18 protein-coding genes are annotated in these 20266 nt (G+C 62.9%); 12 read left to right on the top strand and 6 right to left on the bottom strand.

The features are described 5' to 3' along the window. Position 1: 1 nt before the first annotated feature. Both BTW08_RS12410 and BTW08_RS12405 read right to left on the bottom strand, forming a co-directional pair. Positions 2-1390, bottom strand: a complete 1389-nt coding sequence (locus BTW08_RS12410) for a mechanosensitive ion channel domain-containing protein (RefSeq protein ID WP_075562823.1) — start codon at positions 1388-1390, stop codon at positions 2-4. 165 nt (positions 1391-1555) lie between these two features. After that, complete coding sequence (locus tag BTW08_RS12405) at positions 1556-2074, bottom strand: YchJ family protein (protein ID WP_075562822.1); 519 nt, start codon at positions 2072-2074, stop codon at positions 1556-1558. Positions 2075-2227: 153 nt separating this feature from the next. Between BTW08_RS12405 and BTW08_RS12400 the strand changes: the two genes are divergently transcribed. Both BTW08_RS12400 and BTW08_RS12395 read left to right on the top strand, forming a co-directional pair. After that, complete coding sequence (locus BTW08_RS12400; RefSeq protein WP_075562886.1) at positions 2228-2941, top strand: DUF3581 family protein; 714 nt, start codon at positions 2228-2230, stop codon at positions 2939-2941. A 198-nt stretch (positions 2942-3139) separates the two neighbouring features. After that, on the top strand, positions 3140-4012 hold the full coding sequence (locus BTW08_RS12395) for an ion transporter (RefSeq protein WP_075562821.1): 873 nt from the start codon (positions 3140-3142) through the stop codon (positions 4010-4012). A gap of 370 nt (positions 4013-4382) precedes the next feature. On the opposite strand, the gene BTW08_RS12390 is transcribed toward BTW08_RS12395, so the two are convergent. Both BTW08_RS12390 and BTW08_RS12385 read right to left on the bottom strand, forming a co-directional pair. Then, positions 4383-4829 (bottom strand): PAS domain-containing protein, encoded by a 447-nt coding sequence (locus BTW08_RS12390; protein ID WP_075562820.1) that lies wholly within the window; start codon positions 4827-4829, stop codon positions 4383-4385. An 84-nt stretch (positions 4830-4913) separates the two neighbouring features. Next, positions 4914-6242, bottom strand: a complete 1329-nt coding sequence (locus BTW08_RS12385; RefSeq protein WP_075562819.1) for an MFS transporter — start codon at positions 6240-6242, stop codon at positions 4914-4916. A gap of 244 nt (positions 6243-6486) precedes the next feature. Between BTW08_RS12385 and BTW08_RS12380 the strand changes: the two genes are divergently transcribed. Further along, positions 6487-6765 carry a SelT/SelW/SelH family protein gene (locus BTW08_RS12380; RefSeq protein ID WP_075562818.1) on the top strand — a complete coding sequence of 93 codons (279 nt, stop codon included), beginning with the start codon at positions 6487-6489 and terminating at the stop codon, positions 6763-6765. Positions 6766-6778: 13 nt separating this feature from the next. Here the strand turns inward: BTW08_RS12380 and BTW08_RS12375 are convergent, their stop codons facing one another. Together BTW08_RS12375 and BTW08_RS12370 are read right to left on the bottom strand one after the other, a co-directional pair. After that, positions 6779-7750, bottom strand: coding sequence for a zinc transporter ZntB (locus tag BTW08_RS12375; RefSeq protein WP_075562817.1), 972 nt, complete (start codon positions 7748-7750; stop codon positions 6779-6781). A 133-nt stretch (positions 7751-7883) separates the two neighbouring features. Then, positions 7884-8624 (bottom strand): arylesterase, encoded by a 741-nt coding sequence (locus BTW08_RS12370; protein ID WP_083627841.1) that lies wholly within the window; start codon positions 8622-8624, stop codon positions 7884-7886. Here BTW08_RS12370 and BTW08_RS12365 point away from each other — a divergent pair. The 9 genes from BTW08_RS12365 to BTW08_RS12325 all read left to right on the top strand — a co-directional run bounded on the left by BTW08_RS12365 (position 8623) and on the right by BTW08_RS12325 (position 20099). Beyond that, positions 8623-9345 (top strand): ABC transporter ATP-binding protein, encoded by a 723-nt coding sequence (locus BTW08_RS12365; RefSeq protein ID WP_075562816.1) that lies wholly within the window; start codon positions 8623-8625, stop codon positions 9343-9345. The genes BTW08_RS12370 and BTW08_RS12365 overlap by 2 nt on opposite strands. Continuing rightward, complete coding sequence (locus tag BTW08_RS12360; RefSeq protein ID WP_075562815.1) at positions 9342-11861, top strand: FtsX-like permease family protein; 2520 nt, start codon at positions 9342-9344, stop codon at positions 11859-11861. The genes BTW08_RS12365 and BTW08_RS12360 overlap by 4 nt, the downstream gene beginning before the upstream one ends. Before the next feature lie 419 nt (positions 11862-12280). Next, on the top strand, positions 12281-13543 hold the full coding sequence (gene glyA, locus BTW08_RS12355) for a serine hydroxymethyltransferase (RefSeq protein WP_075562814.1): 1263 nt from the start codon (positions 12281-12283) through the stop codon (positions 13541-13543). Between the two features lie 227 nt (positions 13544-13770). After that, a complete protein-coding gene (locus tag BTW08_RS12350; protein WP_246837726.1) occupies positions 13771-14568 on the top strand; it encodes a FadR/GntR family transcriptional regulator in 798 nt (265 codons plus the stop codon). A 3-nt stretch (positions 14569-14571) separates the two neighbouring features. Continuing rightward, entirely contained in the window at positions 14572-15720 is a 1149-nt protein-coding gene (gene dgoD / locus BTW08_RS12345) for a galactonate dehydratase (RefSeq protein WP_075562813.1), read from the top strand. A gap of 58 nt (positions 15721-15778) precedes the next feature. Next, positions 15779-16465: a 2-dehydro-3-deoxy-6-phosphogalactonate aldolase gene (locus BTW08_RS12340; protein ID WP_075562812.1), complete on the top strand. Its 687-nt coding sequence runs from the start codon at positions 15779-15781 to the stop codon at positions 16463-16465. Beyond that, positions 16462-17454, top strand: a complete 993-nt coding sequence (locus BTW08_RS12335; RefSeq protein WP_075562811.1) for a 2-dehydro-3-deoxygalactonokinase — start codon at positions 16462-16464, stop codon at positions 17452-17454. The genes BTW08_RS12340 and BTW08_RS12335 overlap by 4 nt, the downstream gene beginning before the upstream one ends. A 365-nt stretch (positions 17455-17819) precedes the next feature. After that, on the top strand, positions 17820-18686 hold the full coding sequence (locus BTW08_RS12330; protein ID WP_075562810.1) for an HAD-IIB family hydrolase: 867 nt from the start codon (positions 17820-17822) through the stop codon (positions 18684-18686). A 192-nt stretch (positions 18687-18878) separates the two neighbouring features. Beyond that, complete coding sequence (locus BTW08_RS12325) at positions 18879-20099, top strand: glycosyl transferase (protein ID WP_075562809.1); 1221 nt, start codon at positions 18879-18881, stop codon at positions 20097-20099. Positions 20100-20266: the final 167 nt, after the last annotated feature.

Below are 20266 nucleotides of genomic sequence, written 5' to 3'. Positions count from 1 at the left end.
GTCAGGCGTCGCCTTCTCCGTCCCCATCGGTATCGCTGGGGCCAGGGGCGGTTCGGCGGTTGCCTTCCTGAGATTGTCGAGCCGTGCGTGACGACGCGCCCTGGCGATTGCGCCGCTGTTCGCTCTCGTATTCGGCGTCCTGACGCTCGACGTTTTCACGTTCGACGTCGTCACGCCCGGCGCTGTCGTTGCGGGAATCGTCTTGCCCGGCGCGGTCTTCACTCTCCTCTTTTTCAGCGCTCTCCTTTTCAACACGCTCTTTTTCAGCGCTCCCTTTTCCAACGCCTTCGGGTAAATAGATGCGGGAGGCCGGGATAGCCAGTTCCGCGCCCCGTTCATCGATGATGTCGCGGATCTTCAAGAGGATTCCCTGCTTGATCTCGTGAAAGCGTTGCCAATCCGTCTCGTGGGTGAAGGCGTAGACAATGATATCCAGCGAGTACTGGCCGAAGGTAGCGAAGTTGACCGTGATCAGCTCGTCCTGATCGATTTCCTCGTGCTTGAGCAGCATGTTGCGGATATCCCGGGCGACGTTCTCGACGGCGCCGATGTCCTGGTAGCGGAGGCTGATGGTCTCCCACAGGCGACGGCTGACCATTCGCGTCGGGGTTTCCACCGAAATCTGACTGAACCAGGCGTTGGGCACGTAGAGCGGTGGCCCGGCGAAGGTCCGGACGGTGGTGAGACGCCAGCCGATGTCTTCGACGATGCCCTCGATCTGGCGTTCGGGGGAGCGAATCCAGTCGCCGACCACGAACGGCTTGTCCAGATGAACGACCATGCCGCCGAAGAAATTGGCGATGACGTCTCGCGCGGCAAAGCCGATCACCAGGCCGCCGAAGCCGCCCATGGCGAGAATGCTCGACATCGATACGCCCAGAATCTGGAGGCCGATCAATATCAGCGTGACGATCAGTACGGCGCCGACGATCTTGGTCAAGGCGGACGCCGAGGTGGGGTCGACCGGCTTGGCATGACAGTTGCCCGGCGGAAACACCAGCCGCTGTTCGAGACGCCGGAAAAGTCGGATGCCGCCCCAGGCAACCAGCAATAGCGTGATCAGAGCGCCAAGCCTGGAGAGTACGGTGTTGACGCGCTCGATCCCGAAATGGTCACCGACCACGCCTAGACTGACCATCAGTGCGGTGACCCAGACCCACCAGCGCAGCGGAAGGCGCAATCCGTGCAGGATGGGGTCATCCCAGCGACGCGGCGAATCGCGCAGACGGCGCTCCATCCGGTTGAGCACGAAATGCAGTGCGATATCGATGATGACCGCCGCCAGCATTATCAGGGTCGGGAATACGATCCAGCCAGGGATATGGAGCCACTGACCCAGTTCGGTCTGAAGGCTGGAAAGAAGGTTCGTGGCGCTATCGGAAATGTTCATGCACCTGCTTTTGATGTCGGGGGATTGGCGCGCGGCGGCGCGGCAATGGGGCTGAATGACTCACCGTATCGAGCGGCTGGCGACGCTTCGGTTCGGGAACAGCGTAGCGGGCCATCAGCATGTGTTCCACAGCGATGCCCGTTTCGGCGCGTTAGTGAAACGGGGTCAGCGCAGGCAGCAGCGTTTGGCCTTTTTGCCGCTGCCACAAGGGCAGGGCGCATTGCGTGAAACGGGGGCGCCGTCGGCCGGCGGATCGATAATGCCGTCGAGGTAACGCCAGAGCCCCCGGTGCCGACGGAAACGCGAGCGCTCGTGAAGCACCTGAGGCGCGGCGAGCGCCGCTGCCGTGACCGGACGGAAGCGCGCCTTGAACTCGACCATGCCCTGGGCGCCATGCGCTTGAGCCTCGATGATCTCGAGCCCCAGCCAATGGCTGTCCTGTACATCGAGCTGCGCCTCCGTCAAAGCCGGGTCGCGAGTGCGAGGATCCCAGGTGGCGAGGAGATAGGCGCCCAGGCCGCCGAGCGCAAAAGCGCTGTAGCGCGAGCGCATCAGGGCCTCCGGCGTCGGCGCGGCGGCTTCTCCGAGATGATAGATCGCGCAACAGTGAGCGTAGCCGAGCGCGCTGCCGCAGGGGCATGAGCGGGAACTATCGCTTTCCGGGGCTGTGGTTGGAACCTTCATTTAAGTAAACTACGCTATCGTTTGTCGCTAAATGTTAATGGTACGCTGTGCTTTGCTCGGACATGTGGTAAAAGAGCGGCGCCTAGAATATCAATGAATACCGACGCCAAGCCATTTCATCGCCAAGTCATTCGACATGTGGGTCGACCACCTATGTTTCTCGACGAGTTTCACTCTACCGCCGCCGACGGTTTCTGTATCACGGCAGCGCAGGCCAGTCAGTTCGCGCGCCGGATCGCGGGAGATTACAACCCGATCCATGATCCCTGCGCGCGCCGGTTCTGCGTACCCGGGGATCTACTGTTCGCCCTGGTGCTGTCTCGCTACGGTCTGTCGCAGCACATGACGTTCCATTTCTGCGGGATGGTGGGTGATAGCGTGTCATTGCAGTTCGTCGAGGACGATGCCGGTACCGTCAGCGTCGTCGATCAGGTCGGCAAGCAGTACCTGAGCGTCAAGCGCAGCGGCTGGACGATCCGCGATCCGGCGACCGTCGAGACGTTCACACGGCGTTACGTGGCGTTCTCCGGGCGCAATTTTCCGCACTACCTGAAGCCACTGCTGGAAGAGAAGGGCGTCATGTTCAATCCTCGGCGGCCGCTGGTGATCTACGACAGCATGGGCTTTTCGCTGAAGGACCATGACCCCTGCGATCTTGACCTGGATTTCGCCGGAGCCAATCTGGACGTCAAGGGCAAGCGTGGCGAGGCCCATCTCGAATTTCGCATGAGCTGCAATGGGCGCGATGTGGGGATCGGCTCCAAGAAGCTGGTCATCAGCGGCCTGCAGGAGTACGACGCGGAGAAGATGGATACGTTCGTGACCAACTTCGCCCAGATGAAGGCCGCCAACCCCTGCTCGGCATGAGCTGCGGCTGGGCTATGCTTCCCGCTCGTCATCGTGACTCGCGAAGCGGGGTGTGAAGGCTCAGCTCAGCGATCTCGCCTGACGATCCAGTGCCGGAATAACGAGCTCGCGATTCGCGCTCGGGCGTTCCTTCCGCTGATAATGCCATTCTCGTCCGATGGCCATCAGGCCTTGTCGTTTACGTGAATGGGGGAGGCCATGAAGGAACACGTTACCCCTTTTCAGTTCTTCAACCTGGCACTCTCCTTCTACGTGCTGGGTGCAATGTTGGCCGAGATATTTCTCGATCTGCCGGCGGATATGCTCCAGCTGTTCGATTATCTGGACTATGTCGTCTGTTTTTTCTTCTTCATCGACTTCTGCCAGCGGTTCTATCGCGCTCCCAGCAAATGGCGCTACATGCGCTGGGGGTGGTTGGATCTACTGGCATGTATCCCCGCCGGGTGGTTTCAGGCAGCGCGTCTAGCGCGGATGGTTCAGATCATTCGTGTGCTGCGCGCCCTGCGTTCCCTGGAACTGATCTGGCAACTGCTGTTTCGCAATCGTGCCGAGGGCGTTCTGGCATCGGTGGCAACGGCGACCGTTTTGCTGGTGGTGTTGGCGGCGATGACGGTGCTGATGGTGGAAACCCCCAATCCGGCAAGTCCCATCAATACCGCCGAAGAAGCGCTTTGGTGGGCGGTGGTGACGGTCACCACCGTCGGTTATGGAGACTACTACCCGATTACGACGATGGGCCGGATCGTCGCCGTACTGCTGATGGTCTGTGGGGTGGGGCTGTTCGGTAGCTTCGCAGCGTACGTCAGTTCGCTGTTCGTTGAAGATCAGGGCGAATCGGAGTCGAGGCAGCACAAGGCGAACCGGCGCATGATGCGACACATGATCGAGCAGGTGAGCGAGCTACAGGTCGAGATCGAGTCGCTGCGCCGAGAGCTACAGGATCATCGGCGGGAATTGGCCGATCGCCATCAACGGCTCGGGGCCGAAGAGGATGAAGGGACCACGGCTGGAAGCCGGAGCGCCGAGGATGAGAAACCCGATCGGCGAGGAGGGGAACCAGAACAGCGATAGAGTTCCGCGATGCGATGGAGCCTGGCGGTGGATGATAGAGTTAGGCGGTGGATGATAGGGCCAGGCGGTGGATCATAGAGCCGCGCGATGGAGATGATCGTTAAATTGCATTGCCGGAAAAACATGAGGGTGCTAATCTGTATTCATCGAATGGATAGCTTCTGTAGCAGTCGTTCGAGTCGCGTCTTAGATGTATCTCCTAGTAACACCCCGCCTCGCCCGCGCATCCCCCCTCTTGCGCGGGCTTTTTTTGCTCCTCTCCCCGAATGAAGACGTCTGCCTGGCCCGGTTCATGCTGCCGTAGCCCGATCGATTCCGTCAGAATCTGTCGCCGCTGCATCACGGCGACGGGGTACGAGGGTGGGAATCCTTAAGCGGTGTCGCGCTCTGTCTTCAGGAGTTCGAGCTCCTGCAAGGCATCGATAAGACCCGAGACGTCTTTCTGCACCCCGACAAAATAGGTGAGCTCGTCTTCATCGTCGTAAACCGGGGTGATCGACAACTCGTTCCAGAACGCACTGCCATCCTTGCGGTAATTGCGCAGGACCTCACGGCACGGTTTACCCTCCCGCAGCGCAGCGCGAACCCGGTCAATGCCCGGTTGGTCACGATCGCCGTTCTGGAGGAAGCGGCAATCGCGGTAGAGAATCTCGTCGACGCTGTAACCTGTCAGCCTTTCGAAGCCTTCATTGGCGTAGATCAGAATGTTTTCGTCGCCTTCCTGCTCGGCCACCACGATGCCGTCATCCGAGGCATTGACGATGCGCTCCAATAGCGCCGGGTTGATCAGGGGTGCGTGTTTATGAGTACTGGCCATCCTTGCCTCCAGGCTGGGCATTCGACGGATTATAGAGACGCTACGTCGGATAATGATGCCACGACGACGCGGTATTACAACGCATTAGCCGGCGCTTGTCTCTTCTACCTCCGCCAGGGCGTGAGAGCTCAGTGCGGCGGTGATCGCAAGCGCGGCGAGCAGCAACAATAGGCCGGCGCTGCCCAGCCACTGAGCGAGCGCGCCGAGCAGGAGTCCGACGACCAGCATCAGCACGCCGGTGAAGGTGTTGGAAAAGGCGACGTAGAGCGCGCGGGTGCTGCTGTCGGACAGGTCGATGACATAGGTCTTGCGGCCCAGGCGGACCCCCGCGTGAGCGATCATCAGCAGGCCATAGATCAGGGCGTAGGGCCATACGCTGGTTCGTATTGGCGCCGGAAGCCAAACGCAGGCGGCGCCTGCCAGGCAGCAGACGGCAGCGCCGATGGCACTGTTGCGCATCACTCGACGGCTAGAGCGGTCGGCCAGGCGGCCCCAGATCGGCCCGGCGATCATGCTGGCGACACCGGAAGTGACGATCAGAATGCCGAGGCTTGCCAGATCGGTGCCGCTGTTCTGTTGGCCCAGCAACGCCAGATACGGTAAGGCGAGCGCACTTGACAGCAACAGGGCGCGGGAGAGATTGAAATGCAGGAAGCGGCGGTCACGCTGCATCAGCGAGAACCCCTGCCTGACGCTCTGCCAGGCGTTGGCGCCGCCTGCGGTAGCCCCGGGTGCCTCATGGATCGCGGCGGCGCACAGCGCGTTCAATATCCAGCCAAGGGCGGCGGCGAACAGCAATACGGCCAATGCCGAGTGTCCGGGCTGATCGCCAAGCAGTATCAGGGTGGCGCCGACCAGCAGCGTCAGGGCGCCGGCAGCGCTGGCGCTCCAGCCCATCAGGGTACCGCGACGCTGTTTGGCGATGGTCTTGCCGAGGACGTCCTTGGTCGCGACCGATGATAGCCCCCGACCCAGCGCCAGTCCGGTCAGCGCGATCAGTACCAGCGCGCCACCCCAGCTACCGTGACCGAACAGCGCCAGCAGCCCGAGAATCGCGGCGCCGAAGGCTTGAGCGACACCGCCTGCGACCCATACCCACTTGCGGATGGGACGGAGTCGGATGTAGCCGGCGATCAGTAGCTGTGGCAGTAGGGCGCCGGCTTCGCGAATCGGCACCAGCAGCCCGACCATCCATACCGGAGCGCCGATGGCGCCCATCAGCCACGGCAGGATCAAACGTGCGTTGGAGAGCTCATCCGCGAGCTTGTTGCCGAGAGCGGCTAGCAGATGCCGAAAGAAATTGCCGGGTTGTTGCTGGCAGGCATCATCGGAGATATCGCGACACAGGCGGCTGTCTTCGTCGCCGGTGACGCGTTCGAAGAGGCGAGTGAGGCTGGTGTCTGTGGCTGGCATGAAAAACGGTCCCTGTTTCCCTGACGATTCCCGCTCGGTTCCGAGCCGTTGGCTGTGGCCCTGATTTTTGGCGCTACCGGACCGGGTGATATCGAAACCAATCGCTTACGCCGCGCGATCGGCTCGAGTCGGCGGCCTGAGTTGACGCCTCGTGTTAACGCCTCGTGTTAACGGCTTGAGTTAACGGCTTGAGTTAACCCCTGGCGCCGTCGCATCATGCGTTCAGACGTTCGAGGAGAGCCCCATGGCCCGCATCCGGATTCACTATTGTACCCAATGCCAGTGGTTGCTGCGTGCGAGCTGGTACGCGCAGGAGCTGCTGCAGACTTTCGGCGAAGACCTCGAACAGGTGGCGCTGGCGCCCAGCCACGGCGGGCATTTCGAAGTGCTCTACGACGACGAGACGATCTGGGAGCGCAAGCGTGATGGCGGCTTCCCCGATATCAAGGAGCTGAAACGCCGGGTGCGTGATCGTCTCGATCCCGAGCGCGATCTGGGGCACACCGACCGCGCCTCGTCATGATCGAGTGGCGGCCTTACCACCAGCGCTTGCGCTTGAGCAGCCACATGACCCAGCCGCCGACCAGTGCGGTGATGGTCACGAACATCACGAAGCCGTAGGGGCTATCGGCACCGGGAATGCCGCCGACGTTGATGCCCAGTAGCCCGGTCAGGAAACTCAGCGGCAGGAACACGGTGGTGACGATCGCCAGCATGTACATGCGCTGGTTGAGCCGCTCGTTGTGTTCGCTGAAGAGCTGTTCCTGCAAAATCAGGGCCCGCTCCTGCATGGCATGGAAATCTTCCACGTAACGGGACAGCTGGTTGGCGCTCTCGCGAACCGACACCTTGGTATCTTCGTCCAGCCATTCGGAGCCCTGGGCAATCTGATCCAGACAGTCGCGTTGCGGGCCCATGAAACGTCTCAGCGTGATCAGCGAACGTCGCAGTCGCGAAAGATCGTCGGGGTCGACCTCCCGATCGCTCAGTTGATCCTCTTCGAGCTCGCCCAGACGGTCGTCGAGTTGATGAGCGACGTCACCGACCTTGTCCACCAAGGTTTCGGTCAGCCATGCCAGCAGGTCCGGAATCGAGAGCGCACCGTCGCCGTTGTCGATGCGTTCACGCACGTCGCTGACCGATTTCAACGGCCGGCGGCGCAGGGTGATCATCCGGTGAGGTGCGCACCAGATACGTAGCGAGATGAGATCTTCCGGTGCGGCACCGGGATTGAGGTTGATACCGCGCAGGGTGGTGACGGCGCCGTTGCGGAACTTGGCCACGCGGGGGCGAGTATCCTCCTCGAGCAGCTCCTCGATCGGTGCTTCGTCGAGGCCGGCGATCTCCTCGAGGTAGGTGTGGACGTCCTCGTGACGAAAATCCAGATGCATCCACAGCGGGCGCGCGGGATCGGCCCACGCCTCCCGCAGCTGGCGCACGCTGAGAAGTCTGCCGCCGCCCTGTCCATCCAGTTCATACGCGGCGACCAGTGCCGTTTCGCTCTCCATCGTCAGCCTCCCTGCCGAACCGCCTTTCGACGCGATATGTCGCGAGTCTTTTCAAGGTGTTGACGATAGCACGTCAGTCGCGAGCCGACAGCGGCCGACACCGGAACCGGCCGCTTCGCAGGCCATGAATCACTTATTCCCCGGCATTGGCGGCTGCGTCGTTAGCGTTGCTGTCGTTAGGGGCGCTGTCGTTAGTGGCGTTATCGTTGGCCGGCGACGTCAGCAGCGGTTCCAGCTTGGGCCAGACGTTGTCGAGAATGATCGGTTGGGCTTCGGCGGTGGGGTGAATGCCATCGCTTTGAAGCATGGTCTCCAGATCGACCCCCTCCAACAGAAAGGGCAGCAATGGCACTTGGTACTCGTCGGCCAGCTGGGTAAAGACACCGCGGAACGCGTCGCTATAGGCGGGACCGTAGTTGGGCGGGACCTCGATGCCCAGCAGCAGGACCTTGGCGTCTTGCTGTTGGCTGCGTTCGATCATTTTCGCCAGGTTGACCTGCATCTGCTGCGGGGAGAGTCCGCGTAGACCATCGTTGCCGCCGAGCTCCAGCAGAACGATGTCGGGATGATATTGTCGGAGCATATCGAGTAGTCGAGCCGAACCACCGGAAGTCGTTTCTCCGCTGATGCTGGCGTTGACGACGTCGTGCTCGTCCCCCAGTCGCTGTTTCAACAGATTGACCCAACCTTGTTGCGGGTCGATGCCGTAGGCTGCGCTCAGGCTGTCGCCCATGACCAGGATGGTATCGGCGCGGGCGGTGCTCGGGGTCAGCGAGAGCAGCGAAAGACCCAGCAATAGCGCGCCACCTGCACAGCGTCTCGCCATTCCGGCGACAGGCCATTTGATACCCAGTACAGGGAAACCACGCAACATGACTTACTCCTCTGACGAGCGGAAAACGCGGATTCTATACGCCAACGAACTCGGCAAACGGGTGATGAGCGGTGAACGAGAGCTGGTCATTCTCGAATCGTTGGCGTTGAACGTCGATCGCGGTGAGAGTGTCGCCATCGTGGGAAGTTCCGGTGCGGGCAAGTCCACGCTGCTGGGCCTGCTGGCGGGGCTGGATTCGCCCAGCTCGGGTGAACTCGAGATGTTCGGCCACTCCCTGAGCACCCTTGACGAGGATGGCCGCGCCGCGCTGCGTGCAGGCCGCGTCGGCTTCGTTTTTCAGAACTTCCAGCTATTACCCACTCTGACGGCAATCGAAAACGTTATGTTGCCGTTGGAACTGTCTCCTCGGCAAGACGTGGCGGCCAAAAGTCGCCAATGTCTGGAACGTGTCGGCCTGGGCGCGCGGCTGGACCACCTTCCGAAGCAGCTCTCCGGCGGTGAGCAGCAACGGGTGGCGGTGGCGCGAGCCTTCGTGACCGAGCCCGATCTGGTCTTCGCCGACGAGCCTACCGGCAATCTCGACGAGACCACCGGCAAGCGCATCATCGATCTGCTCTTCGATCTCAATCGCGAGTCCGGTACGACGCTGATTCTGGTGACGCACGACATGGCCCTTGCCAGACGCTGCGATCGTTGTCTGCAGCTCGAAGGTGGCAGGCTGCAGGCGGTCGAGCGTCAGCCGCATGGGGTCGAAGCATGAATCTGATCGCACTGTCGCTGAAGGGACTCCGGCGCGATCTGCGGGCGTCCGACGTACGCGCGCTGTTCGTGGCGTTGGCGCTGGCGGTGGCGGCGACCACCATGATCGGCTTCTTTCTCGACCGGCTCGACCGGGGGCTGACGCGGCAGGCGGGTCAGCTGCTGGGCGGCGATCTGGTGCTCGAACAGGGCCAGCCCTTTGACGACGGTTTGCGCCAGGAGCTGCGTCAGGCCGGCCTGACGTTGAGCGATCAGGTCGATCTGGTGTCGATGGTCAGTCAGGCAGATGCCTTCCAGCCGGCGGGGCTGAAAGTCGTCGATGACCATTATCCGCTCTACGGTCAGGTCCGCGTGGATCGTGGTGACGGCATCGAGAAACTCGCTCATGGTCCGCCACCGGGCAGTGCCTGGATCGCGCCGCGACTGGCCCAGTTGCTGGATGCCAAGGTCGGGGACAGCGTCCAGGTCGGCTCTCTGGGGCTGACCATCACCGGACTGATCGATCGCGAGCCCGACCAGCAGGCCGGTTTCGCCGGTCTGACGCCCCGCATCATGCTCAATATCCAGGATCTCGATGCCACGGGCCTGATCAGACCGGGGTCGCGCATCGAGTACGAACTGCTGGCCGCCGGCCCGCCGGCCGCCGTCGACAGTCTCGGCAGTCGTCTCGATACGCTGCGTGAGGCCGGCGTCGAGATTCGCGATGTGCGCGTGGACCGTCCCAGTCTCGGTCGGTCGCTGGACCGGGCCCAGAAATACCTGAGCCTGGCCGGGCTGGCGGCGGTGCTGCTGGCGGGTGTTGCCGTCGCCATGGCGACGCGCCGTTACGTCGATCGCCATCTGGATACGGCCGCGCTGCTGCGCTGTTTCGGCGCGTCGCAACGGCAGCTGGGTCAGCTGTTCGCCTGGCAGCTGGCGTGGCTGGGGCTGGCGGCGTCAGTGGTCGGCGCGCTACTGGGCCTCGCCGGTCAGGCGGTACTGCTGTCGCTGCTGACCCGCTTTCTGCCGCTTGAGCTGCCTGCCCCAGGTGGAATGCCTTGGCTGATGGGCGTGCTGACGGCACTGGCGGTGCTGGTGGGTTTTGCCGGCCCCACGCTGCTGAGGCTCAAGCGCGTCAGTGCGCTCAAGGTGCTGCGCCGCGAGCTCGACCCGATCCCGCCGTCCGGATGGCTGGTGGTGACGTTCGCCAGCCTCGTCTTCGGCGCGCTGCTGTGGCTCTATTCCGGCGATCCGATATTGGCAGCAGGCATTCTGCTGGGCGGCCTGGTGGCGCTGGTCGTGCTGCGGGGTATCGGCCAGATGCTGATGAACCTGCTGCTGGCGGTGCTGGCACGCCTGCCGCAAAGGAGCCAGAACGGCCGTGCCTGGCAACTGGGTGGCCGCCAGCTGGCGCGACGGCGCGAGGCAAGCCTCGGCCAGCTGCTGGCGTTCTCGGTCACCTTTGCCGCCATGGCGATCATCGCTCTGGTCCGGGGCGATCTGCTGACCACCTGGCAGGCACAGCTACCCACGGATACGCCCAATTACTTCGCGATCAATATCCAGCCGCAGGAGCGCGACGGCGTCGAGTCGTTGATCGACAGCGCCGCCGACAGCGGCAGCGGTCTCTATCCCATGGTTCGGGGCCGACTGACGGCCATCGATGGCAAGCCCCCGAAGCAGCAGGTGCCGGAAGATCACCAGACAGACGGCGCGCTGCGGCGTGACCTCAATCTCACCTGGCGCGCGGCGCTGCCCGAGGGCAACCGAATCACCGCCGGCGAGTGGTTCGATGCCGGTACCGATACGGCGAGTGACGGGGCGGTACCGATATCGGTCGAGGAAGAACTGGCGGGGCGACTCGGACTCTCGCTGGGCGACGAGCTGACGTTCACCATCGGCAGCGACAGCGTCACCGGCCGGATCACCAGTTTGCGTCATCTCGACTGGGAGAGCTTTCAGCCCAACTTCTTCATCATCTTTCCGCCAGGCGCCTTGGACGACTTCGGCCACAGCTATATCACCTCGTTCCATCTCGCCGAGGGCGACAACGATATGCTGGCCGAGATGGTGCGGCAGTATCCCGGCGTATCGGTACTCAACGTCGAGGCGTTGCTGGAGCAGGTGCGCGGGATTCTCGGCCAGGTCACGCGAGCCATCGAGTTCGTGCTCGGCTTCGTGCTGCTGGCGGGGGTCAGCGTGCTCTACGCCGCGCTCACCGCCAGCCGGCCGGCACGGGCTCACGAGGGGGCGTTACTGCGGGTGTTCGGCGCCGGCAATCGCATCCTGGCGCGGATGCAGTGGGCCGAATTCGCGCTGCTCGGTTTCGCCAGCGGGCTGCTGGGCGCGGCACTGGCCGAGTCGGCCGCGCTGGGCATCTACGGCTGGCTGGGGCTGGAGCCTCGCATGCACTGGCTGATGTGGGTCGTGATGCCGGTTCTGGGCGCGGCGGTCGTCGGTGGCATCGGGTTCGTGCTGTCGCGGGGCGCCCGACGACAGGCGCCGATGGAGAGTCTGCGACTGTTGGGAGAGACCTGAAGAAGCGTTGAATAATTGTCTGCGCGAACTCGGCGTCCCCGGAGAATCACTGTGTTGTGCGGTGCCGGGGCGCCGGTCCGATCGGAATCCTCACCTATACCCCATAGGCTCCGGTTCCTGTGCTCCGTACGCCTTGTGCTTCATCCGCTCGCCGATTTATTCAGCACTTCTTTGGTGATCGCGAACGAGGGCGAGAATCCCGTTCGTGTCGGCGGCGGGATAGCCAATGCCGCCCCGGAGTACGCTTTACCGACGCTAAAGCCGACGTGAGAAATTATGCGCCAGCACATGACGGACTTTCATAGGAAAGGCCGTCAGCGCTGGGGTATCATTGCCGCCCATCATTTGAGATCGAGCCACCGGATGCCGGACTTTCCCCGGTGGCAGTCGAACCATCCCCGAGCCGAGGATACCCGTCGATGTTCACCCGAGAGATGCAGGTTGCCGGATTCGATGACGCCCTCTGGGACGCGATGCAGCAGGAAGTCGCGCGCCAGGAAGCCCACATCGAGCTGATCGCCTCCGAGAACTATGCCAGCCCGCGCGTGATGCAGGCCCAGGGCACGCAGCTGACCAACAAGTACGCGGAAGGCTACCCCGGCAAGCGCTATTACGGTGGCTGTGAGCACGTCGACGTGGTCGAGCAGCTGGCGATCGATTATGCCAAGGAACTGTTCGGCGCTACCTACGCCAACGTCCAGCCGCACTCCGGCTCCCAGGCCAACGGCGCGGTATTCCAGGCGCTGGTCAAGCCGGGCGACACCGTGCTGGGCATGAGCCTGGATGCCGGGGGGCACCTGACCCACGGCGCCAAGCCGAGCTTCTCGGGCAAGCACTACAACGCGGTTCAGTACGGCATCGATGACAGCGGCCGGATCGATTACGCGGAAGTCGCCAAGCTGGCGCGCGAGCACCAGCCGAAGATGATCATCGCCGGTTTCTCCGCCTACTCCCAGATCATCGACTGGGCCGAATTCCGCAAGATCGCCGACGAAGTGGGCGCCTATCTGCTGGTCGACATGGCGCATGTCGCCGGCTTGGTCGCGGCTGGCGTCTACCCCAGCCCGATGGCGCACGCGCACGTGGTCACCACGACCACCCACAAGACCCTGCGCGGCCCGCGAGGCGGCCTGATCCTGTCCGCCGAAAACGATGCCGACATCGAGAAGAAGCTGCAGTCGGCAGTCTTCCCGGGCGGTCAGGGTGGCCCGCTGATGCACGTCATCGCGGCCAAGGCGATCTGCTTCAAGGAGGCGATGGACCCCGAGTTCAAGACCTACCAGCAGCAGGTGGTCAAGAATGCCCAGGCAATGGCCGGCGTGTTCATCGAACGCGGTTTTGAGGTCGTCTCCGGCGGTACCGAAGATCATCTGTTCCTGCTGTCGCTGGTCAAGCAGGGCCTGACCGGCAAGGACGCCGATGCCGCGCTGGGTCGTGCTCACATTACCGTCAACAAGAACGCCGTGCCCGGCGACCCGCAGAGCCCGTTCGTGACCTCCGGCCTGCGGATCGGCACGCCGGCGGTGACCACGCGAGGTTTCGGTGAGACCGAATGCCGCGATCTGGCCGGCTGGATCTGCGACATTCTCGATGCCATGCAGGCAGGAGACTCCAGTCAGGTGGAAGGCGAGGTCAAGGCCAAGGTCGAGACCGTCTGCTCGCGGCTGCCGGTCTATCGCTGATTTATCGGACTTGTCGCTCGTCCTGAAAGCCGCCATTTTCTGAACAGGGAAAGTGGCGCTACCACGGCGCCCCTCCTGGTACTTGGCAGGAGGGGCGCCGTCGTTTCCGGCGTGTGAAAAGTCGGCTCTTTGACCATGGTCTAAAGGCAGCCGCCCGAAACTTGCTAGAAGCTATGTCGGACATAAGCGTCAGTGAGTTGAACATCGCGATGCCCAGAGAACCGTCAGTGACCGATGCCGCCGGCGTCCCCCGCGGGGATATCGCCGAGACGCTTGCCGAAGCCGTGTTCAGCGGCCGCTACGCCATCGGCGATACCATTCCGCGGGAAGTGGACCTGTGCGAACGCTTCGGCGTCAGTCGCAGCACGGTCCGCAGTGCGCTGCAGAAGCTGGTCAACGCCGGCTTGCTGGTCCGGGTCTCCGGGCAGGGCACGCGAGTCTGCGAACTTTCCGCCTGGCATCTGCTCGATCCGCAGGTCAGCGCGTGGATGGCGCACTATGCGCAACCCAACCCGCACCTGCAGCGCGAGGTTTTCGCTTTTCGGGTCGGGGTCGAACCCTTCGTGGCGAGTCTGGCCGCGACTCATGCCACCGCTTCGGACCTGCTCGCCATCGAGAACGCCTTCGAAGGCATGTTGCGCACGCTCGAATGCGAAGATCTTCACTGGCAGGGGCAGAGCTACAACGACTATGACGTGGCGTTTCACGAGGCCATCTTTGCCGCCTCCCACAATCTGATCTGGGCGCAGATCAGCCACGTGCTTAAACCGGCCATCGCCCTGATCGTCGAGCGCTCCAACCAGAGTGCTACGCTGCATAGCGCCAAGGATCTCGATGACAGCATGGCGCGGCACCGCCGGGTCATGGAGGCGATCCGCCTGCGCCAGCCGCAGGAGGCCGCCGAGGCAGCGCTGTCGGTGCTCAAGCGCACCGGACGGGACCTCGGGATGGAGGACCTGGTCATAAATCCGCCCGCGATCGTCATGCCGCTACCGATGACCGAACTTAATGAAGAGAACAGGTGAACCATGAAAATTACCCGCTTGAAGACCTGGCAGGTCCCGCCGCGCTGGCTGTTTCTGAAAATCGAGACCGACGAGGGCTGCTATGGCTGGGGCGAACCGGTGGTCGAGGGCCGCGCGGCTACGGTCGAAGCGGCCGTGCACGAGCTTGCCGACTACCTGGTCGGCCAGGACCCGCACCGCATCGAGCACCTGTGGAACATCATGTACCGCGCCGGTTTCTATCGCGGCGGACCGATCCTGATGAGCGCCATTGCCGGTATCGATCAGGCGCTGTGGGATCTCAAGGGGCGCGATCTGGGGGTGCCGGTGCATCAACTGTTGGGCGGTGCCTGTCGCGACAAGATGCGCATGTACGCCTGGACCGGCGGCGACAAGCCCAGCGACGTCGGCGCCGGGGCCAAGGCGCTGGTCGAGCAGGGCTTCACCGCGTTCAAGATGAACGGTACCGCCGAGATGGCGATCGTCGACTCTCACGCCAAGGTCGACGAAGCGGTGGCGCGTGTCGCCGAGGCCCGCGACGCGGTGGGTCCGGATGTCGGCATCGGCATCGATTTCCACGGTCGCGTGCATCGACCGATGGCCAAGGCGTTGCTGCGGGAACTCGAGCCGTATCACCCGATGTTCGTCGAAGAGCCGGTGCTGCCGGAGCATCTGCCGAGCCTCAAGCACATCGCCGGCGGCCTGGGTTATCCCATCGCCACCGGCGAGCGACTGCACACGCGTTATCAGTTCCGCGATCTGCTGGTCGAAGGGATGGTCGATATCGTCCAACCCGATCTGTCCCACTGCGGCGGTATCAGCGAAGGCATGAAGATCGCCACCTTGGCGTCGTGCTTCGACGTGGCGCTGGCGCCGCACTGCCCGCTGGGGCCGTTGACACTGGCCGCGTCGCTGCACGTGGATGCGGTCAACCACAACGCCTTCATCCAGGAGCAGAGCATGGGGATCCACTACAATCGGGACAACGACGTGCTCGACTACCTGGTGGACAAGAACGCGCTGGCGATCGAGGACGGTTTCTGTGCGATTCCTCAGGGCCCGGGGCTGGGCGTGGAAATCGACGAAGCGTTCGTCGAAGAGCGTTCCAAGGTTGGGCACCGCTGGCGCAACCCGGTGTGGACGCATGAGGATGGCTCGGTAGCCGAATGGTGATTCCTGGCGCTCTGCTGGCGGCACTCTGTCGAGGCAGGCCGACATCGAGGAGAGATAGATGAACGAGACACGCAAGTTCGCACTGGAAACGGCGCTGCGCGAGCGGCCGCTGGTGGCCATTCTGCGCGGGATCACCCCGGAAGAGATCGATGCAGTATTCGACGCGCTGGTGGCGGCAGGCTTCAAGCTGATCGAGCTCCCGCTCAACTCGCCACGGGCCTGGGACAGTATTGCCGCCATCGCCAAGCGCTGCCCGGATGACGTGGTGATCGGGGCCGGCACGGTACTCGATCCGGCGCACGCCGAGCGCCTGGCGGGCCTCGATGCGCCGCTGTTGATCACGCCCAATACCGACCCGGAAGTGATTCGCGCCGGTGTCGAGCACGGCCTGGCGCCGATGATCGGCTGCATGACCCCGAGCGAAGCGCTGGCGGCGGCCAGAGCCGGCGCGACGGCGCTCAAGCTGTTCCCAGCGGCTCGCCTGGGTACCGGCTATTTCAAGGATATTAGCGCGATTCTGCCCAAGGGCTTGCCGGTGCTGGCGGTCGGCGGTATCGATCAGAGCAACATGAGCGAGTGGCATGCCCACGGTGTCGCCGGCTTCGGGTTCGGCAGCAATCTCTACAAGCCCGGCCGGAAAGCCGAAGAGGTCGGCGAGATCGCTGCCGAGCTGGTCGCCGAGTGGCGGCGGCTGACCGAAGTCGCCCATCAGGCGGAGCAGCTCGAACGCGAGGCCGATGCATGAGCGGGGAGCAGCAAAAAGGCGCCGCCGAACGCCTGATCGTCATCGACTGGGGCACCAGCAACTTCCGGGCGTTTCTTGTCGACATGACCAGCGGCGAGGTGCTCGACAGCCGCCGTTCGGCCTCCGGCCTGCGCGCGTTGAGCCAGAGCGAATTCCCCCATTACTGTGCCTCGCAGACCGATGACTGGCGGAATGGCGATGGCGCAGCTTCGGGTGCTGACGGCGCAGCTTCGGGTGCTGACGGCGCGGCTTCGGGCGCTAAAAAAGTCCCGGTTTATCTCGCCGGCATGGTGGGCTCGGCGCGGGGCTGGTTCGAGGCGCCGCAGCTCGAGTTGCCGGCAACCGCTGCCGATCTCGCGGACAATGTCGTCGCGGCACCCGGGCTCGACAACGTCTGGATCGTACCGGGGGTCAAGCAGGTGACGCCCGAACACGTCGACGTGATGCGCGGCGAAGAGGTCCAGGCGTTCGGTGCGTTGGCGCTGGCGGGCGTCGACAGCGGCGATTGCTGCCTGCCGGGCACCCACAGCAAGTGGGCGCGTCTCGATGCTGGCCGCATGGTCGAATTCACCACCGTCATGACCGGCGAGCTCTATCACGCCGTGCGCTTTCATACCCTGCCGGGGGAGCCGGCCCGCGACGAGGCACCGTTCGACGAGGCCGCATTCCGGCTGGGCGTTTCCCGTGCCGGCTGCCCGGGCGGTGTGATGCATGCGCTGTTCGAGGCCCGCAGCCGGCATCTTTACGCGGGGCTCGAAGCGGGGCAGGTGGGTAGCTTCCTCTCCGGCGTACTGATCGGAGAGGAGGTACATGCCATGCGCCAGGCACGTCCCGGACTCGATGTCGTGCGTCTGATCGGCGCGGAGTCGTTGCGCGAAAGCTACACCATCGCGCTGGAAGCCGCCGGACTCCGCGTCGAGGCCATCGACAGTGACCGGGCGACGCTGGCCGGCGTCGGCGCCATCGCGGCGAAACACGCCCGGCGCTGACCCCTGGCGTCACCGCTCGTATCGACGATGCATCTAAAGCAATGCACCTCAAACAATGCACCTAAAACAATGCGCCTAAAACAATGCATCCAAGACAATGCCCTCATGACGATGCACCTCAATAGTGCACTGCAGGGTATGCAGCATCAGCGCCGAGGGTTTGATCAGCGAATATTTGATCGGCGAAGGTCCGATCAGCATAGGCCCGTTTAGCGCTGTTGACGGCCCGTGGTCAGGACAAATGGCCCGGGCCGTCGTGTTTGGCATGATCCGTGCTACCTTCATCCATGGAACTGTCCTATAGAACTGCCGACACGCAGCCGCCCGCGTACGACATGACGAGGTGAAGCGATGCAGGAGAACCCATGACGCAGCCGGCCTTGAACAAACCGTCCCTGATGGTATTTACCGATCTCGATGGATCGCTGCTGGATCACGATACCTACGACTGGCAGCCGGCGTCGGCCTGGCTTTCGCGCCTCGAGCGGCAGTCGATTCCGGTCATTCCCACCACCAGCAAGACTCGTAGCGAACTACTGGCGTTGCGCCAGGAACTGGGGCTCGAGGAAACGCCGTTCATCGCCGAGAACGGCGCCGTCATTGGCCTACCGCCCTCATGGCAGCATGCGCGACTGGATCGCGATCCCGCCTCGCCGGACGGTCTGGTGGTCAAGACCCCCAGCATGGATGTGGACTTCATCCGGCGGCGCCTGGACGTGGTGCGTGAACGTCACGGTCTGCGCTTTCGACGCATGGGCGAGATGGATGTTGCCGAGGTCCGCGAGTTGACCGGACTCAGCGAGTCCGGTGCCGAACAGGCCATGGATCGGGAGGGCAGCGAGCCGCTGGTGTGGGAAGACGACGACATCAAACTGCAGACATTACATGAGACGCTCCAGGTCGATGGTCTGCGGCTGACTCGCGGCGGTCGTTTCTGGCACGTGATGGGCGCCGTCGACAAGGGCCAGGCATCGGACTGGCTGGTGGCTCGGTTCGAGGCGCTGCGTGGCTATCGTCCGCAGACGATCGGCCTGGGTGACGGGCCCAATGATCTGACGCTGCTGGCGGCCACCGATATGGCCGTCGTCATCGCCGCCAAGCATGGTCAACCAATGCCGCTGGAAAATCCGCGGGTTTACCGAACCGAAGCGCGGGGACCCGCCGGTTGGTCGGAAGGGGTATCGCACTGGCTGGTCAGCGAACTGGGGTGGGACACGAATGAGCCGTCCTGAAGAGGATGACGCGGAAGGGATGAGGTTGAACGGACGGGATTGAGCGGTTGAGGTTGGATGACTGAGGTTGAACGGCTGGATTTGGATGGCTGGATTTGGATGGCTGGGTTTGAATGACCGATGTTGGATAGACAGTCCCGATAACCGGCGTCAGGGAACGACGTCAGGAAGATAATACGACGAGGGCGCTTCATGAGTGATTTTTATCAGAACGGTATCGTTACCAATTTTCACAACCTCACGCGTCGCTCGGTGGAAGCACTGGAAAACGACCTCAAGCAGTTCTCCCGCAGCCGCCCGATGGGGTTGATCCTGCCGTCGCTGTATTCCGAGCTGGAAGGGCCGGCGCTTTCGCATATCGTCGACGAGCTGTGCAAGGTGCCCTATCTCAGCGAGATCGTCATCGGCCTGGATCGCGCCGATCGCGAGCAGTTTTTGAAAGCGCGCGAATTCTTCTCCCGTCTGCCGCAGCATCACCGCATTCTCTGGAACGACGGGCCCCGGCTCCAGGCCCTGCAGCAGGAACTGGCGAAGGAAAATCTGGCGCCGCTGGAGCCCGGCAAGGGCTGCAACGTCTGGTACTGCTCCGGTTACGTGCGCGCGTCCGGCAAGGCCGAGGCGATAGCGCTGCATGACTGCGATATCGTCACCTACGACCGCGGCCTGCTGGCTCGGCTGATCTACCCGGTCGCCAATCCGCGGTTCCACTACGAGTTCTGCAAGGGCTACTACTCGCGTATCGCCTCCGGCAAGCTCAATGGGCGTGTGGCGCGGTTGATGGTCACGCCGCTGATTCGTGCCTTCAAGATGATCTACGGCCCGCTGCCCTATCTCGACTATCTCGACAGTTTCCGCTATCCGCTCTCCGGCGAGTTCTCGATGCGCGCCGACGTGCTCGACGGCATCCGTATTCCCAGCGACTGGGGGCTCGAGATCGGCGTGCTTTCCGAGGTGCACCGCAACTTTTCGACCAAACGCCTGTGTCAGGTCGATATCGCCGATGCCTACGATCACAAGCACCAGCCGGTCTCGGAGGAAGATCCGTCGGGCGGTCTGAACCGCATGAGCATGGACATCGCCAAGGCGATGTATCGCAAGCTGGCGACGCTCGGCGTCGAGATGAGCGTCGAGAGCTTCCGTACCGTCAAGGCGACTTACTACCGCGTGGCGCTGGATCTGATCGAAGCCTACGACCATGATGCCGCGATGAACGGGCTCAAGCTCGACCGTCACAGCGAGGAAGCGGCGGTGGAACTGTTCGCCGACAACATCATGCAGGCCGGTGCGGCGTTCTTCGAATCGCCGCGCGACAAGCCGTTCATCCCCAGCTGGAATCGGGTTCAGGCGGCGATTCCGGATCTCCAGGATCGGCTCTACGAAGCCGTGGAGCTGGATAACAGCGGCGATGTCTGACGCCGTCGCTCAACATGTCGGAAACCGCGCTTCGGCGCGGTTTTTTTTATGGGGTTTGGAAAGATCGATATGCCTATTGAATCTATGAAAAGCAGATCACGAAACTTTATATAAAAAATAGTTCTAACGTTAGAGCTAATTTGGCGCTACTTTAGGGGCATGCATTC

This window comes from Salinicola sp. MH3R3-1, assembly GCF_001937155.1.
Taxonomy (GTDB): domain Bacteria; phylum Pseudomonadota; class Gammaproteobacteria; order Pseudomonadales; family Halomonadaceae; genus Salinicola; species Salinicola halophyticus.
The sequence above is the reverse complement of the archived record's forward strand: the minus strand, read 5'-3'. Positions and strand labels throughout refer to the sequence as shown.

What these genes read in the sequence shown, in the direction of transcription:
- BTW08_RS12390 (WP_075562820.1), bottom strand. Translation starts at nt 4,829, where the DNA reads ATGGCCAGTACTCATAAACACGCACCCCTGATCAACCCGGCGCTATTG.
- BTW08_RS12325 (WP_075562809.1), top strand. Translation starts at nt 18,879, where the DNA reads ATGAGTGATTTTTATCAGAACGGTATCGTTACCAATTTTCACAACCTC.
- BTW08_RS12405 (WP_075562822.1), bottom strand. Translation starts at nt 2,074, where the DNA reads ATGAAGGTTCCAACCACAGCCCCGGAAAGCGATAGTTCCCGCTCATGC.
- glyA (WP_075562814.1), top strand. Translation starts at nt 12,281, where the DNA reads ATGTTCACCCGAGAGATGCAGGTTGCCGGATTCGATGACGCCCTCTGG.
- BTW08_RS12340 (WP_075562812.1), top strand. Translation starts at nt 15,779, where the DNA reads ATGAACGAGACACGCAAGTTCGCACTGGAAACGGCGCTGCGCGAGCGG.
- BTW08_RS12360 (WP_075562815.1), top strand. Translation starts at nt 9,342, where the DNA reads ATGAATCTGATCGCACTGTCGCTGAAGGGACTCCGGCGCGATCTGCGG.
- BTW08_RS12410 (WP_075562823.1), bottom strand. Translation starts at nt 1,390, where the DNA reads ATGAACATTTCCGATAGCGCCACGAACCTTCTTTCCAGCCTTCAGACC.
- BTW08_RS12380 (WP_075562818.1), top strand. Translation starts at nt 6,487, where the DNA reads ATGGCCCGCATCCGGATTCACTATTGTACCCAATGCCAGTGGTTGCTG.
- dgoD (WP_075562813.1), top strand. Translation starts at nt 14,572, where the DNA reads ATGAAAATTACCCGCTTGAAGACCTGGCAGGTCCCGCCGCGCTGGCTG.
- BTW08_RS12365 (WP_075562816.1), top strand. Translation starts at nt 8,623, where the DNA reads ATGACTTACTCCTCTGACGAGCGGAAAACGCGGATTCTATACGCCAAC.
- BTW08_RS12400 (WP_075562886.1), top strand. Translation starts at nt 2,228, where the DNA reads ATGTTTCTCGACGAGTTTCACTCTACCGCCGCCGACGGTTTCTGTATC.
- BTW08_RS12375 (WP_075562817.1), bottom strand. Translation starts at nt 7,750, where the DNA reads ATGGAGAGCGAAACGGCACTGGTCGCCGCGTATGAACTGGATGGACAG.
- BTW08_RS12330 (WP_075562810.1), top strand. Translation starts at nt 17,820, where the DNA reads ATGACGCAGCCGGCCTTGAACAAACCGTCCCTGATGGTATTTACCGAT.
- BTW08_RS12395 (WP_075562821.1), top strand. Translation starts at nt 3,140, where the DNA reads ATGAAGGAACACGTTACCCCTTTTCAGTTCTTCAACCTGGCACTCTCC.
- BTW08_RS12370 (WP_083627841.1), bottom strand. Translation starts at nt 8,624, where the DNA reads ATGTTGCGTGGTTTCCCTGTACTGGGTATCAAATGGCCTGTCGCCGGA.
- BTW08_RS12385 (WP_075562819.1), bottom strand. Translation starts at nt 6,242, where the DNA reads ATGCCAGCCACAGACACCAGCCTCACTCGCCTCTTCGAACGCGTCACC.
- BTW08_RS12335 (WP_075562811.1), top strand. Translation starts at nt 16,462, where the DNA reads ATGAGCGGGGAGCAGCAAAAAGGCGCCGCCGAACGCCTGATCGTCATC.